Source organism: Flavobacterium tyrosinilyticum (assembly GCF_023656565.1).
GTDB lineage: Bacteria > Bacteroidota > Bacteroidia > Flavobacteriales > Flavobacteriaceae > Flavobacterium > Flavobacterium tyrosinilyticum.
Map to the genome: position 1 here is coordinate 52491 of NZ_JAMOKG010000004.1, position 14452 is coordinate 66942.

Here is a 14452-nt window from a genome sequence, read left to right on the forward strand (position 1 = left end):
AAACCCTCAGAAACTCCTGTCTTTCCTACAAATTCAGCCTATTTTAAACAAAAAAAGCAGTAAACTTTCGCTTACTGCTTTTTTCCAATTGTCTTGTTATTTACTCTAAAAAATAATTAGACTGCTGTATAACCACCATCGGCTATTATATAACTTCCTGTTGTGAAAGAAGATTTTTCAGAACTTAAAAAAGTTACCAATTCGGCAATTTCTTCTGCTGTTCCTAAACGATTCATTGCAGATTTTGCCGCAACGGCCTGCATCATTTCTTTATTTAAATTGTCTTTTAAAAGTGCAGTTTCAATATAACCTGGCCCAACAGCATTGCATCGAATATTTTTTTGTGCATACTCTACTGCTATATTCTTTGTCAATCCAACCACGGCATGTTTAGAAGCAGTGTAAGCTGGACTAAGCGGAGCCGCAACTTGCCCGTGAATTGAAGCGATGTTGACGATGCTTCCTCCTCCGTTTTTTTCCATTTGTTCTAATTGGTAACGACAGGCATAAAAAACACCATTTAAATTTAATCCTATTACCTTATCCCAAGCCTCTGGATCATATTCTCCTGTTGGTTTGGCTGGTCCTCCCATACCTGCATTATTACACGCGATATCCAGACGACCATATTTAGAAACTGTCACCTCAACCATATGTTTATTATCAGCTGCACTCGACGAGTCTCCTTTTACGAAAAAAGCTTCTCCGCCCTTTTCTTTTATATTATTTACGGTTTCTTCACCGTGTTCTACATTTATATCAGATACTACTACTTTTGCTCCTTCTCGAGCGTAGGCTTCTGCAACTGCGCGTCCGATTCCTGATCCTCCGCCAGATACAAAAGCTACTTTGTTTTCTAAAAGTGCCATTTTAAATATGTTTTTAAATTGATACCTCTAATTTACGAAGATCTCAGCCGATACCGAAGCTTTAAAAAGAGTTTACAATAACATTAACGCGAACCGCTAATCTTATGTTATTTGACATTAATTTGACTCCATTTTGCTTAAAATTTCGTATTGTCTTATTCCTCTTCATCCAATTTCATATTCCCACGATCTTTATGATTATCGGGATGTGAGTTTGGATATCGATTGGGTGTTATATCAGAATTGTGATCTTTATTCTCAACCGTTTTTTTTACCTCATCCTCTGTTTCCACTCCACGATTTGCATTTGCATTATCAGGATTTACTTGATGATGCGTTTCATTAATATCTTCATTTTCGTTTCGGGCTCTTTCCACAATTTTTTTATCCCCATCGGTATCGGTCACCAATTCTTTATTCAATTTGGCATCTTTTAGTTCTTTATCGTGCGAAACGTTTTTTCCTTTAGATTCATCAATATCCTTTTGCGTTCCGTTTATCTTTTTTGTTCCTAAATTATTCGTTTCCATAACAATATCATTTTTAGATTTAAATGATAATATTACGAATTCTAACTCCAAAAAAATTATGACTTAAGATTGCATTTCTTTTATAATTGCCATCTGCTTTTTTATTTATTATCTTTATTCAAAGCAACTTAACAACCTTATCACTATGAATTTCTTCAAAATCAAAACCAGTTGGTCTAATGCCGAATTTATCTTGATTAAACTTTGTATGGCTTCAATTTATATTTTAGTTGGAAGTTATTTTCATGATTTTTTTAGAAACTATTATCCTGTTTTAATTGTCATTTTTGCTGTAACCGTAATTTGGTTTGTGTACCAATGGCTGAAAAAAATGAAATCTCAAAAGCCGTAATTGGTTTTAATTTTAAGAAAGGAACTATCTTTGCAAAAAATTAAAAATGCACCAACACTTCATTCTTTTTAAACCTTACGGCTATTTAAGCCAATTTATTTATGAATTAAAAAGAAAGAAAAAGCTTTTGGGCGAATTGCACGATTTCCCTGAAGGAACAATGGCAATTGGAAGATTGGATGAAGATTCTGAAGGTTTACTTTTATTGACAACTGATGGAATGGTAAGCGAACAAGTAAGAAGCAAAAAAGTAGACAAAGAATACTACGTTCAAGTTGACGGTGTCATTACTCCCGATGCAATCGAGCAATTGCAAAAAGGTGTCGAAATTGGTCTTGATGGCGGAAAATACAAAACAAAACCCTGTACTGCTTTTATCGTTACTGAAATTCCAGATTTTGGACCGAGAGCCAAAAAAATTAGAGACGAACGGCATGGCCCGACTTCTTGGGCTTCTATTACGGTAAAAGAAGGAAAGTTTCGTCAGGTTCGAAAAATGACTGCAGCAGTTGGTTTTCCAACGCTTCGTCTGGTTCGTGTTCGAATAGGAAATGTATATTTGCAAAACCTAAAAGCAGGAGAAGTTTTAGAAGTTTCCGATTTTCAATTAGAAAATTAGATAATGTGACAATTAGATAATTCCAAAAAACTCATAACTCATAATTCATAACTCAAAAAAGATGTTAAACGTTGTTCTTGTAGAACCAGAAATACCAAATAATACTGGAAATATCGGCCGATTATGTGTGGGTACAGAAAGCCGTCTTCATTTAATTCACCCTTTCGGATTTGTAATAAACGACAAGAATCTAAAACGTTCGGGATTGGATTATTGGGTTCATCTAGACGTTACCGAATATCAAAATGTAGAGGAATGGATTGCACAGATTCCAGATCAATCTCGTGTTTTTTTAATGAGTTCGCATTCTGATAAATCTTATTTAGAAAACGAATTTCAAGATGGTGACTGGCTGGTTTTCGGAAAAGAAAGCGTTGGTTTGAGCGCAGCATTTATGGCAAGATTCGAAAATCATTTAACGATTCCGATGTCTCCGCTTATTCGCAGTTTTAATATTGCTAATTCGGTTGCTTTTGTGGTTGGTGAAGCGAAGAGGCAGATTGGATTAAAAAAGGTTTAATTGTTTATTTGCTTAATTGAAATAATGTAATTAAAATTCTTCTTTAACTTTATGAAAGAAAGCGTAACTGTAGAACAGGCATTAAGCAAAGGCAGATGGCAATTAAAATATTTGCCAATGATTGTAACTTTTGGCCTTATTTATGGCGGAATCTACCTTTCGTATATACAATTACTAGAAGGATGGATTATTCCCGTAAGCTTTGTTTTGGGATTTGTGTCTGGATGGCTTGTATGGAGCTATTTTGTCAATAACTGGAAAATTTGGGCATATGAAAATGTTCGAAATATTCACGAATTACAGAGAAAAGCTGTTGAAGAAAAATTGATTTGGAAAAGCGGAAGTTGGTTCGAAAAGACAGAATTTAAAAACTATCAGCAAAAACAAAAATTAAAACAGTTAGATAAAAAATTTCTAGAAAATGACATCTATAAAGATGACATTTCTGTTCCAAAAGAAACATTAATTTATTATTCAAGAATTACTGTTCTTTTCTTATTGGGAATTTATTTAAGCAGTATTTTACTAGGTCTATATATGCTGTATGAAAAAGAATATTGGGGGCTATTATTTTTAGGTTTTGGTCTTTATTTAACTAATGGTCAAATTAAAAAGTCACGAGATAAAAGCCCTCAAATTATAATTAATGCTGAAGGAATAAAATTAAAAGATGAAAAGCTTATTAAATGGAAAAACATAAAAAACGATAGAGTTTTTACCGAAACAACAGGACGAAATTCCACAACATATTTGGCATTTAATAATGAAAAGATTGATATTGGAGAATTGGACGTAAAAAATCAAGAATTAGAAAATTTGCTTCATGTCTACCGTATTCGTTTTGAAAACAATAATATTAACTCACAATAAACTTCCCTTTTTCAGCATCAAAAACAATATTTTCATCTTTGAACAAATTGCTAAAACTTCCATTCGAAATTAAATTACAAGGCTGATCCTGCACTATATTTTCCGGCGTCATGATAATCATTTCATCACTTAATTGAATGGCCAAATCGATATCATGTGTAGAAAACAGAATGCATTTTTGGGTTTCTTCTGTAAGTTTTTTTAATAATTTGAATAAAGAAACTTTATGAAGCAAGTCAAGATGTGTTGTGGGTTCATCTAGAATGATTAACGGTGTATCTTGTGCCAAAGCTCTTGCAATTAAGACTTTCTGTAATTGTCCGTCACTAATTTGGAAATGTTTTTTTGAAGCCAAATGCTCGATTTGCGTCAATTGCATTGCTTCCTGAACTTTTAGAATATCTTCGTCAGACAATTTATCAACCCAATTGGTATAAGGCTGGCGACCCAAAGCAACTAATTCAAAAACAGAAAGATTACTTGGCGGTAGTTTTTCGGTTAAAACCAAACTAAGATTTTGTGCCAATTCTAAAGGCTGATAGTCTGAAATATTTCTTTCGTTCAAATAAACATTTCCCGATAAAGGCTTTTGAATCCCAGTAATCGTTCGTAATAAAGTTGATTTTCCAATTCCGTTTGCCCCTATCAAAGTGATTAATTTACCTGCTTCAAGATTAAGATTAAGATTCTCAGCAATAGTCGTAACTCCTTTCTTGGATTTGTATCCAATATTTAGATTCGAAGTTGTTAAGATGTTTTTCATTTTTAAAGGTACTAAGGTTCTGAGATGCTAAGGTTCTAAATTTCTTTTCTTTGTCTAATGATTTAAAAAAATCTGTATAATCTTGTAATCTGTGGCAGAATAAATTACTAAAAATTTCTTTTTCTCATTACCAGCCAAATAACAACCGGTGCACCAATAATAGACGTAACTGCATTTATTGGTAGCGTGACATCATAACCAGGCATTTGTGAAACAATATCACAAAACAGCATTATTATCGAACCAAAAAATAAAGTACTCCAAAACAAAATAGTATGATTGCTCGTATGAAAAGTCAGCTTTGCAATATGAGGCACTGCTAAACCAACAAAAGCAATTGGCCCTACAAATGCAGTAATTGCCCCAGATAATAAACTGGTTGCCAATATAATTATTAATCTAGCCTGTTTAAAATTCAACCCCATGCTTTTGGCATAATTTTCTCCAAGCAGCAAAGCGTTTAATGGTTTGATACTTTTGGCACTCAAAAGTAACCCGATTCCAACACAGAAAGTTAAAATTACTATGTTTGTCCATGAAAGATTTCCGAGGTTTCCCATTGTCCAAAAAGTAAATTTCTGAAGCTGTTCAGCCGTGCTAAAGTAAGTCAGAATACTTACGATTGCCGTGCTAAAACTTCCAAACATCAATCCCACAATCAAGATTGCCATTGTATTCCGCAATCTTTGCGAAACAATTAAAACTAAGAAAAGAACCAAGGTGCTTCCTAAAGTAGATGCCAAAACGATTGCGTAAGAAGACAATGCAATTACACTTAAAAATGAAGGCAGAAATCCTGCTCCCAAAATTACAAAAGCAACACCTAAGCTAGCTCCAGAACTTAACCCTAAAACATAAGGTTCTGCTAGCGGGTTTCGAAATAAAGTTTGCATCAAAAGTCCGCTCATTGAGAGTCCTGTTCCTGCTAAAACCGCCGTGATGGTTTTAGGAAGACGGTAATTAATAATAATATATTCCCAAGTCGATTTTGTTGCCTGACCTCCTGTTAAACTTGCTACCACATCTTTTAGCGGAATTGTAACTGATCCTAAACTAATGCTCGCAAAAAACATTAGCAACAGTCCTAAAGCCAAAACAACAAATAAAATGGTATTTCGTTTTTTATTTGCCAATTTAATTCAGTTTAGAAGCAAAAGTAAATTCGTAGCTCGCCAGTAAATCGGGATGAAAGATCTTAATGTAGTCTTTCAAAACCAAATCTGGGCGGCTTGGCGCTAATTCGTAATAAACTGTTCCGCCTGTCGCTCCTACTTTTCCTTCAAAATTATAAACACTTTTATTTTTAAAAGCATCAAATTCAGCATAATGCGGATTTGCTTTTTGCAATTCATCCAAACTTTTAAAAGATCCAGAAGCAATCCAAACATTAGCATCTTTGGCTTTGTCCAAAACTTTTTCAAAAGACAAACCTTCGCTTCCAGTTCCTTTTAAATCAGCCCATAAATAATTAGCTTTTGCATCTTTCATAAACTCTGCCACCCAACTATTTCCTTTGGCAACATACCAAACATCTTCGTACATAGAACCGTATAGCACTTTTGAAGTTGCTGGCTTATCGCTAACTAATTTTTTTGCCTGATTGTAGCTTTCTACAATTTTATCAAACAATTCTTTTGCTTTTTCTTCTTTTCCGAATAAAGCGCCGTAAAGTTTAATCCATTCTGCTTTTCCCAGTGGAGATTGTTCCATCCAATCACCTTGAATCAAAACATTTAAACCACTTTTTTTAAGATTATCCAGCATCGGATTATTATTATCTACACCAAACGTAACAATCAAATCTGGGGATAATTCTATTAATTGTTCGATGTTCAGTTTTTCATTTTGTCCAACGTTTTTTACAGAACCTTTGTCAATTAATGCTCTTGTTTTTTCCGAAGAAATATAATCAGTATGTGGAAATCCGACCAATTTATTCTCAACTTCTAACATTTCTAAAAAAGGAATATTTGTAGTTGAAGTTACAACAACGCTTTCTAGAGGAACTTTTATAGCAATATATTTATTTAAACTATCCGGAATTTGTACGTCTTTTTCTTTTAAAATGTAAGTAAATTTCGTCTTAGCATTTGGCCACGGATTGCTCACACTTACAATTGAATAGCCTTCGTTTTTCACAATCGAAAGTCCAGAAGCAAATTCGATACTTTCTTTGGCAGTAGTAGTTTTTACAACATCTTGCGCTTCATTTTTTTTACATCCGATTAGGATAAGTAGTACAAAAACGACAGGTAATTTATGGAAAAAATATTTCATATTTTATGTTTTGTGTAGCCACAAAGGTAAATTAATTTCTATTTTTTTTGTTTACCTTTATTTGTACAAATTTAAACAAATAGCCTTTTATTTGATGAATGCACCAAAAACAAAAATCTGCTCCAGTTGTGAAAACGCTTTTTCATGTGGAGACACTTCACCCGAAAATAAGTGCTGGTGTAATGATTATCCACCTATTTTCAATCTTTCTGATGGAGGCGATTGCCTTTGTCCTGCATGTTTTAAGGAGGCTTGCGAAGATAAAATTGATGCTTACATCGAAACCGTTACTCCAAAAAAGGCTCTTAATAATAAGGCTATGCTACTGCCCAAAAATGACAATTTAATTGAAGGAATTGACTATTATATTGAAAATGGGAATTACGTTTTTAAAGCTTGGTTTCACTTAAAAAGAGGAACTTGTTGCGGAAACAACTGCCGACATTGCCCTTACTAAGAGTTATGAATTATAAATTATGAGTTATGAATGAATAGCACATAATTTAATTTTAAATTGCCAAACAAAACTCATAACTCATAACTCATAACTTATAACTCATAATTTATAACTCATAATTTATAACTTACTAATTAAAAAAAATGATTTACTTGATAACTGGCGGCGAACGTTCTGGAAAAAGCGGGTATGCTCAGAAACTAGCTTTAGAACTTTCCGACTCTCCTTTGTATGTAGCGACTGCTCGAAAATGGGATGCAGATTTTCAAACTCGAATTGATCGTCATCAGCAGGAAAGAGACGAACATTGGACTAATATTGAAAAGGAAAAATACTTAAGCGAAATTGATTTTTCTGGAAAAACGGCTTTAATTGACTGTGTAACGCTTTGGCTGACTAATTTTTTTATTGATACTAAAAACGATGTAGAGCTTAGTTTGGAAGAAGCTAAAAAAGAATTTCTTGCCATTACCAAACATGAAAATACCAATATCATTATTGTAACAAACGAAATCGGAATGGGGGTTCATGCAGAAACTCACATAGGAAGGAAATTTGTCGAACTTCAGGGCTGGATGAATCAATTTCTTGCCTCTAATTCCGATCAAGTTGTACTGATGGTTTCGGGAATTCCGGTTAAAATAAAAGGATAAATCTCAAATTTAAAAATTCCAAATTCCAATAAATCGAAACGAAATTCCAAGTTTTAAATTCCAAATTCCAAAGCTTATGATAAGTTTTGCAATTTGGAATTTTCTTTTTTGGTGCTTAACGCTTGGAATTTGGAATTTAAAAATTGTAATTTTATAACATGAGTAATTTAGACGATATATTAAAATCCCGCCGAGACACCCGACATTTTACAACAGATGAAGTTCCAGATGAAGTAATTGAGAAAGCATTACAAGCTGGGCATTGGGCGCCTTCTGTCGGATTGACCGATGCTACTAGATATTTTCTAATTAAGTCAGACGAGGTTAAAACGTCTATTAAAAAGCTTTTTTTAGATTATAATAAAAAAGCCGAAGAACTTACCGACAATCCTGAACAGAAAGAACTTTACAGATCACTAAAACTAGAAGCAATCGAAGAAGCACCAATCGGACTTATCATTGCTTACGACCGTTCTGTTCTAAATCAGTTTACGATTGGTACAATTGGCAGTAACGAAGCCGTAAAATTCAGCTCGGTTTGCGCAGCGCAAAACATTTGGCTTTCGCTTACAGAACAAGGTTATGGAATGGGTTGGGTTTCGATTCTCAATTATTATCAGTTTAAAAAAATTCTTGATTTGCCCGAAAATATAGAACCTCTGGGATATTTCTGCATCGGAAAACCTGCCACCAATTACAACAATCAGCCAATGCTGCAGCAATTGCATTGGAAGCAAAAATCGGAAGCGCCTATTTGCACTGAAATCAAAGAAATTCATGAAATAAATGTTCCAGATTTTGACTTGAAATCAGAAAACGAAATACAAAACAAATCTGATTTCAATACACTTTTACAAGAAAAAATAGATTCAAAAACAAAACCTGTAGGTTCTTTAGGAACGCTAGAATCTTTGGCCTTTCAAATGGCAATGGTTTTTGAAACTTTAAATCCAAAAATCGTAAAACCAAATATTATCGTTTTTGCAGCCGATCACGGAATCGCAAATCATGGTGTAAGTGATTATCCGCAGGATGTTACAAGACAAATGGTCAATAATTTTCTGGATGGTGGCGCGGCAATAAACGTTTTTTGCAAACAAAACAATATTGAATTGTCGATTGTAGATTCAGGCGTCAACTATGATTTTCCAACTAATGCCAAATTAATCGATGCTAAAATTGCAAAAGGAACGCAGTCTTTCCTTCACGTTCCCGCAATGAGCGAATCGGAAGTTCATTTCTGTTTTGAGAAAGGAAAATCGATTGTTGAAAATATTGCAAAATCTGGTTCAAACTGCATTGGTTTTGGCGAAATGGGAATTGGAAATACTTCAACCGCTTCTGTTTTAATGAGCCTTTTGACCGGTTTTCCTATTCAAGAATGTATCGGAAAAGGAACTGGAGTTGAAAACGAAAAACTGCTTCTAAAACAAAATTTACTCCAAAAAGCATTAGATAATTATTCCGGTCAAGCCGAATTAATCTCGCAACTTTCCTATTTTGGCGGTTTTGAGATTCTTCAAATGGCTGGCGGAATGTTGGCTGCTTTTGATCATAAAATGCTAATTCTCGTCGATGGTTTCATTTGTACTGTGGCATATTTAATTGCTTCCAAAATAAATCCGAACATCAAACAAAATGCTGTTTTTTGCCATTGCTCTGCTGAAAAAGCGCATTCAGAATTGCTCAATTATTTAGACGCAAAACCTATTTTAAATCTCGATTTACGTTTGGGAGAAGGAACAGGCTGTGCTGTCGCGTTTCCTATTTTAAAATCGGCTGAAGCTTTTTTGAATGAAATGGCTAGTTTTGAAAGTGCGGGGATAAGTCGCAAATAGTTTTGTATTTCTAAAAAACAATTATGTTTCATGGTGATTTATTCTCATTTTTGTCATTTCGACGAAGGAGAAATCTCCGCAAGTAATTCCGTCCAAACAGACGCCAAGCTTTGTCGAGCTTCTCATGGAGATTTCTCCTTCGTCGAAATGACATACTAAATGGAAAACTAATTATATAAATGAAAAAAGAACTACATATTTTCTTCACCTGTTTAATGTTCTACACCAGAATTCCGTGTCCAAAAAACATTACGCATCATCCAGATTATTTAAATAAAGCCACAAGATATTTCCCATTTATTGGTTGGATTGTTGGGAGTATTTCCTTTCTGGCTTTTTATCTTTTTTCATTTTTTCTTTCAACGGAAATTGCTGTTATATTGGCAATCATTACTTCTATCTTAACAACCGGAGCCTTTCATGAAGACGGATTTGCCGATGTTTGTGATGGTTTTGGCGGAGGTTGGACCAAAGAAAAAATCCTAATGATTATGAAAGACAGCGCCATTGGTGCTTATGGAGCTATCGGACTGATTTTACTTTTTCTATTAAAATTCAAACTTCTTTCAGAATCCATTTTACTTTTCACTAATAACATTTTACTACTTTTCCTTTTATTTATTTCTGCTCATTCATTAAGTCGTCTGGCAGCAATCAGCATTATTTTCACACACGAATATTCGCGTGAAGATGCTTCTAGCAAAAGCAAACCAATTGCAAAGCAATATACTTGGAAAGAAGTTTTTGGCTCTTTCTTTTTTGGATTAATTCCGTTGTTTGTATTTTCTTATTTTGATTTAAAATTTCTTCTGGCTATAATTCCCGTTTTTATAACTCGATACTTTTTAGCTCGATATTTTCAGAAATGGATTGACGGTTATACAGGAGATTGTCTTGGCGCTACACAACAGGTTTGCGAAGTGATATTTTACTTAAGCATTTTATTTTTATGGAAATTTATCTAGTTCGCCATACCGAAACCATCTGCGAAAAAGGAATCTGTTACGGACAATCAGATGTTGATATTGCAGTTCCATTTGATGAAATTTTCGGCAGAATTATTTCTGAACTTCCTTCAGAGGCAATTATCTTTTCAAGTCCATTAAAGCGCTGTGTTATTTTAGCAAAACATATTCAGGAAAATATCAAAACCATTTCTTATCAGGAAGATGAACGTTTAAAAGAAATGAATTTTGGCGATTGGGAATTGAAAAGCTGGAACGAAATTCCATCTGAGGAACTCAATCCATGGATGGAAGATTTTGTGAATATCAAAGTTTCAAACGGAGAATCTTTTGTTGAATTACATGAAAGAGTCGGTAATTTTTTATCTGATACAGTTTCAGAAACAAATCAGCCAATTGTTATTGTGGCCCACGCCGGAATCATCAGAAGTATCTTATGCCATCAGAGTTCATTGCCGTTAAAAGAAGCTTTCAATAATAAAGTTGATTTCGGAGAAGTTATAAAAATTGATTTTTAATGCAAATAATTTATAATTTTTCATGAAACATAAAACAAATTTGAATAATCAGTATTTTTAACTTTATCTTTGCAGCAAATTAAGGTTGTGTTTTTAATTCAAAAACACATTAAAAGGGAATCAAGTAATTTCTTGAGCTGTACCCGCAACTGTAAGCTAAGTTCACAAAAATGAATGCTTGCTGTAACTACATCACCACTGTCACGCCCCGCGTGATGGGAAGGTAAACAGCAAGACGCAAGCCAGGAGACCTGCCTTTGTAACAATTTATCGAGCTCTCGGGAAAAAGAGTGAAGGAATTATGACTTTAAAACGACTTCTTGCTTTTTGTTCATTTGTAATGTGCCAGATTATTTCGGCGCAGAACGATTCTATTACCAGCTTGAAAGAAGTATTGGTTTCAGACAAAAATTTAAAAAACTATTCGGTTTCACAATCTGTTTTAAAATTAAACGATTCTGTTATTGGCAAAAACGAAGCTCTTCTAACCGATTTATTAAACTTTAATTCTACGATTTATTTTAAAGAATACGGGCGTGGAATGCTATCTACGGTAGCTTTTAGAGGAACAACTTCTTCTCAGACCGCAGTCATTTGGAACGGAATTAACATTAATTCCCAAATGAACGGAAGCACCGATTTTAATACCATTTCAGGTTCCGATTATAATTCGATAAGCGTAAAAGCGGGTGGCGGAAGTGTTATTTACGGAAGCGGTGCTGTTGGAGGAACTGTACATTTAAATAACGATTTGTTGTTTTCTAATCGGTTTGAGAATAATTTAAGATTAGACTACGGCAGTTTTAATACAATTGGGATTAATTACAAAACTTCTATTTCAAACAAAAAATGGAGTGCCCAAATCGGATTATCGAAAAATAGCTCGACAAACGATTACAAATATCTAAACCAGTACAACTGGAAAGGCGAACAACGCTGGAACCAAAATGGCCAATATGATATTATTACGGTAAGCGCCAATGCGGGTTATAAAATTAATGCCAAAAACATTCTAAAATTATATACCCAAACCTCAAATACAGATAGAAATACTTCTATAGTTTCCGAATCGGAAATGAAAAGTAAGTATGTTAATAGTTTTAATAGAAACTTACTAGAATATGACGGTAACTTTGGGAAGTTTACTACCAACTTAAAAACTGCTTATATTTTCGAGAACTATCAATATTATGCCGATAATTCGAGTAATATTTATACTTACGGAAAAACAGAAAATTTTATTACAAAAGCAGACTTAGGATATCAATTATTCAAATCATTGCAAGTAAACGGAATTTTGGACTATAATCGAACTAAAGGATATGGTTCTGGTTTTGGTGATAATGTGAGAGAAATAAGTTCTGCCGCTTTGCTTGTTAAACAAGACGCTTCTGCTAATTGGAAAAATGAATTTGGCATTCGAAAAGAATTCACAGACAACTACCAATCTCCTGTCCTATTTTCAGTTGGTTCTTCTTATCAGTTTGGGAAATTATATAATTTGAAATTAAATGCATCACGAAATTTCAGAATTCCAACCTTCAATGATTTGTACTGGGAAGAAGGCGGAAATCCAGACTTAAAACCTGAAAGCTCCTATCAAGCAGAAATAGGCAATGTTTTTACTTTTCAAAATTTTAATATAACGCAGACCTTTTATTACATGAAAATAAAAGATTTGTTGAGATGGGTTCCTGGAACAAATGGAATTTGGATGCCACAAAATACAGACAAAGTAAATAGCTATGGAGCAGAAACATTGTTGAGTTGGAAGAAAAGTTATGGCAAAAACAACCTGACTGCAAATGCAACTTACGCTTATACAGTTTCAGAAAATGCTGAAACTAAAAAACAGTTGTTTTTTGTTCCTTTTAATAAAGTTACAGCTTCTGTTGCTTATTCAAGAAAAAACATTTCTGCCTATTATCAATTTCTTTATAATGGATTTGTCTATACGCAATCTGACAACGATCCTGATAAAATTGTTGATGCCTACAATGTATCAAATATTGGAATGGACTACGATTTTAAACTTTTGTCTTCTTTTAAAGTAGGATTTCAAGTTCTAAATCTTTGGAATACATTTTATCAAAGTTTAGAATATAGACCAATGCCAGGAAGGAATTTTAATTTGTACTTAAACCTTAAATTTTAATATAATGAAACTAACTAGATTATTTTTAGCAGCACTTAGCATTTCGCTTCTTGTTTCTTGTTCTAATGACGACGACTCCAATGATCCAAAAGGAGTGTATGATGATGGAATTTTCATCTTAAATGAGGGAAATTTTACTGATGGTGGTTCTGTTTCTTTCGTTAGCGACGATTTAAATACTTTCACAAAAGATGTATACAGTACTGTAAATGGTTCTGATTTTGTTGGAAAATATCTTCAGAATATCTTTTTTGATGGAGATAAAGCATACATCATTGCTGGAGGTTCTAATGTTATAAATGTAGTAAATCGTTATACATTTAAACTTGAAGCGAAGATTGAGACTGGCCTAATTACTCCAAGATATGGTGTTGTAAAAGATGGAAAAGCTTATGTTACTAATGCCAATACTTACGCGTCGAACACAAACCCAGCTGGTAATACAGATGATTTTATCGCTGTTATTAACTTAGCTACAAACAAAGTAGAATCTACAATTAACCTAAATACAACGGCTAACCATATTGAAGTTTACAACAATAAGCTATATGTAACTGAACCTTACAATAACGATAAATTACTTGTAGTAAATCCAGCAACAAATAAGCTTGAAACTTCTTTAACTATTGGTTTAGGAGCAGATACAATGGAAGTTAAAGATGGTGTCTTGTACACTATTAGAAGCTCATACGGAGAAAGAAGTGAAATTATAAAAGTAAAATTGTCTGACAATTCTATCAGCAAAATTACTTTTCCAGAAGCTCTTGATGGAGTTAGAAACCTAGACATTTACAACAATAAAATATACTATACTCTAGAAACTGCAGTTTACGCTATGGATTACACCGCAACTTCAGCTTCTACAACTCCAATTTTCGAATACAGCTCAACTTCTGAGTACGGAAAAATGTATGGTTTTGCTGTAAAAGATGATAGAATCTTTATTGCAGATGGTGGTGATTTTGCTTCAAGCAGTAAAGCTTATATTTATAATTTAAGCGGAAGCTTATTAAAAGAATTAACTGTTGGTTTAGGTCCAAACGGATTCTACTTTAACGATTAATTT

Annotated in this window: 16 protein-coding genes and 1 riboswitch; of the genes, 11 read left to right on the forward strand and 5 right to left on the reverse strand. The window is 33.6% G+C overall.

The window, feature by feature from the left end; genetic code table 11:
• Window positions 1–116: 116 nt before the first annotated feature.
• Window positions 117–869 (reverse strand): SDR family NAD(P)-dependent oxidoreductase, encoded by a 753-nt coding sequence (locus NCC77_RS20345; protein ID WP_250837222.1) that lies wholly within the window; start codon window positions 867–869, stop codon window positions 117–119.
• 155 nt (window positions 870–1024) lie between these two features.
• Window positions 1025–1399: a hypothetical protein gene (locus NCC77_RS20350; RefSeq protein WP_250837223.1), complete on the reverse strand. Its 375-nt coding sequence runs from the start codon at window positions 1397–1399 to the stop codon at window positions 1025–1027.
• Window positions 1400–1544: 145 nt separating this feature from the next.
• Between NCC77_RS20350 and NCC77_RS20355 the strand changes: the two genes are divergently transcribed.
• The 4 genes from NCC77_RS20355 to NCC77_RS20370 all read left to right on the forward strand — a co-directional run bounded on the left by NCC77_RS20355 (window position 1545) and on the right by NCC77_RS20370 (window position 3760).
• A complete protein-coding gene (locus NCC77_RS20355; protein WP_250837224.1) occupies window positions 1545–1751 on the forward strand; it encodes a hypothetical protein in 207 nt (68 codons plus the stop codon).
• Between the two features lie 46 nt (window positions 1752–1797).
• Window positions 1798–2370: a pseudouridine synthase gene (locus NCC77_RS20360; protein ID WP_250837225.1), complete on the forward strand. Its 573-nt coding sequence runs from the start codon at window positions 1798–1800 to the stop codon at window positions 2368–2370.
• 61 nt (window positions 2371–2431) lie between these two features.
• Window positions 2432–2890: a tRNA (cytidine(34)-2'-O)-methyltransferase gene (locus tag NCC77_RS20365; RefSeq protein WP_250837226.1), complete on the forward strand. Its 459-nt coding sequence runs from the start codon at window positions 2432–2434 to the stop codon at window positions 2888–2890.
• 51 nt (window positions 2891–2941) lie between these two features.
• Window positions 2942–3760, forward strand: coding sequence for a hypothetical protein (locus NCC77_RS20370; protein WP_250837227.1), 819 nt, complete (start codon window positions 2942–2944; stop codon window positions 3758–3760).
• Here the strand turns inward: NCC77_RS20370 and NCC77_RS20375 are convergent.
• The 3 genes from NCC77_RS20375 to NCC77_RS20385 all read right to left on the reverse strand — a co-directional run bounded on the left by NCC77_RS20375 (window position 3747) and on the right by NCC77_RS20385 (window position 6800).
• Window positions 3747–4523, reverse strand: a complete 777-nt coding sequence (locus NCC77_RS20375; protein ID WP_250837228.1) for an ABC transporter ATP-binding protein — start codon at window positions 4521–4523, stop codon at window positions 3747–3749. The genes NCC77_RS20370 and NCC77_RS20375 overlap by 14 nt on opposite strands.
• Window positions 4524–4630: 107 nt before the next feature.
• Window positions 4631–5656 (reverse strand): FecCD family ABC transporter permease, encoded by a 1026-nt coding sequence (locus NCC77_RS20380; RefSeq protein ID WP_432442330.1) that lies wholly within the window; start codon window positions 5654–5656, stop codon window positions 4631–4633.
• A 1-nt stretch (window position 5657) separates the two neighbouring features.
• Window positions 5658–6800 (reverse strand): ABC transporter substrate-binding protein, encoded by a 1143-nt coding sequence (locus NCC77_RS20385; protein ID WP_250837229.1) that lies wholly within the window; start codon window positions 6798–6800, stop codon window positions 5658–5660.
• 94 nt (window positions 6801–6894) lie between these two features.
• On the opposite strand from NCC77_RS20385, the gene NCC77_RS20390 reads away from it, so the two are divergent.
• From NCC77_RS20390 to NCC77_RS20420, 7 genes are all read left to right on the forward strand, one after another.
• Entirely contained in the window at window positions 6895–7257 is a 363-nt protein-coding gene (locus tag NCC77_RS20390; protein WP_250837230.1) for a C1orf53 family protein, read from the forward strand.
• Window positions 7258–7400: 143 nt separating this feature from the next.
• On the forward strand, window positions 7401–7910 hold the full coding sequence (cobU, locus tag NCC77_RS20395; protein ID WP_250837231.1) for a bifunctional adenosylcobinamide kinase/adenosylcobinamide-phosphate guanylyltransferase: 510 nt from the start codon (window positions 7401–7403) through the stop codon (window positions 7908–7910).
• Between the two features lie 158 nt (window positions 7911–8068).
• Complete coding sequence (gene cobT / locus NCC77_RS20400) at window positions 8069–9748, forward strand: nicotinate-nucleotide--dimethylbenzimidazole phosphoribosyltransferase (RefSeq protein ID WP_250837232.1); 1680 nt, start codon at window positions 8069–8071, stop codon at window positions 9746–9748.
• A 179-nt stretch (window positions 9749–9927) separates the two neighbouring features.
• Window positions 9928–10713 carry an adenosylcobinamide-GDP ribazoletransferase gene (locus NCC77_RS20405; protein ID WP_250837233.1) on the forward strand — a complete coding sequence of 262 codons (786 nt, stop codon included), beginning with the start codon at window positions 9928–9930 and terminating at the stop codon, window positions 10711–10713.
• Entirely contained in the window at window positions 10698–11231 is a 534-nt protein-coding gene (cobC, locus tag NCC77_RS20410) for an alpha-ribazole phosphatase (RefSeq protein ID WP_250837234.1), read from the forward strand. Before NCC77_RS20405 ends, cobC begins: the two co-directional genes overlap by 16 nt.
• A 65-nt stretch (window positions 11232–11296) precedes the next feature.
• A riboswitch (cobalamin riboswitch) is annotated at window positions 11297–11504 on the forward strand.
• A gap of 28 nt (window positions 11505–11532) precedes the next feature.
• Window positions 11533–13386 carry a TonB-dependent receptor plug domain-containing protein gene (locus tag NCC77_RS20415; RefSeq protein WP_250837235.1) on the forward strand — a complete coding sequence of 618 codons (1854 nt, stop codon included), beginning with the start codon at window positions 11533–11535 and terminating at the stop codon, window positions 13384–13386.
• 4 nt (window positions 13387–13390) lie between these two features.
• Window positions 13391–14449 carry a DUF5074 domain-containing protein gene (locus NCC77_RS20420; protein WP_250837236.1) on the forward strand — a complete coding sequence of 353 codons (1059 nt, stop codon included), beginning with the start codon at window positions 13391–13393 and terminating at the stop codon, window positions 14447–14449.
• The last annotated feature ends 3 nt before the right edge of the window (window positions 14450–14452 follow it).

Coding starts and splice junctions, on each gene's coding strand:
- NCC77_RS20415 (WP_250837235.1), top strand. CDS start 11,533: ATGACTTTAAAACGACTTCTTGCTTTTTGTTCATTTGTAATGTGCCAG.
- cobC (WP_250837234.1), top strand. CDS start 10,698: ATGGAAATTTATCTAGTTCGCCATACCGAAACCATCTGCGAAAAAGGA.
- NCC77_RS20420 (WP_250837236.1), top strand. CDS start 13,391: ATGAAACTAACTAGATTATTTTTAGCAGCACTTAGCATTTCGCTTCTT.
- cobU (WP_250837231.1), top strand. CDS start 7,401: ATGATTTACTTGATAACTGGCGGCGAACGTTCTGGAAAAAGCGGGTAT.
- cobT (WP_250837232.1), top strand. CDS start 8,069: ATGAGTAATTTAGACGATATATTAAAATCCCGCCGAGACACCCGACAT.
- NCC77_RS20370 (WP_250837227.1), top strand. CDS start 2,942: ATGAAAGAAAGCGTAACTGTAGAACAGGCATTAAGCAAAGGCAGATGG.
- NCC77_RS20345 (WP_250837222.1), bottom strand. CDS start 869: ATGGCACTTTTAGAAAACAAAGTAGCTTTTGTATCTGGCGGAGGATCA.
- NCC77_RS20385 (WP_250837229.1), bottom strand. CDS start 6,800: ATGAAATATTTTTTCCATAAATTACCTGTCGTTTTTGTACTACTTATC.
- NCC77_RS20405 (WP_250837233.1), top strand. CDS start 9,928: ATGAAAAAAGAACTACATATTTTCTTCACCTGTTTAATGTTCTACACC.
- NCC77_RS20375 (WP_250837228.1), bottom strand. CDS start 4,523: ATGAAAAACATCTTAACAACTTCGAATCTAAATATTGGATACAAATCC.
- NCC77_RS20355 (WP_250837224.1), top strand. CDS start 1,545: ATGAATTTCTTCAAAATCAAAACCAGTTGGTCTAATGCCGAATTTATC.
- NCC77_RS20360 (WP_250837225.1), top strand. CDS start 1,798: ATGCACCAACACTTCATTCTTTTTAAACCTTACGGCTATTTAAGCCAA.
- NCC77_RS20350 (WP_250837223.1), bottom strand. CDS start 1,399: ATGGAAACGAATAATTTAGGAACAAAAAAGATAAACGGAACGCAAAAG.
- NCC77_RS20390 (WP_250837230.1), top strand. CDS start 6,895: ATGAATGCACCAAAAACAAAAATCTGCTCCAGTTGTGAAAACGCTTTT.
- NCC77_RS20365 (WP_250837226.1), top strand. CDS start 2,432: ATGTTAAACGTTGTTCTTGTAGAACCAGAAATACCAAATAATACTGGA.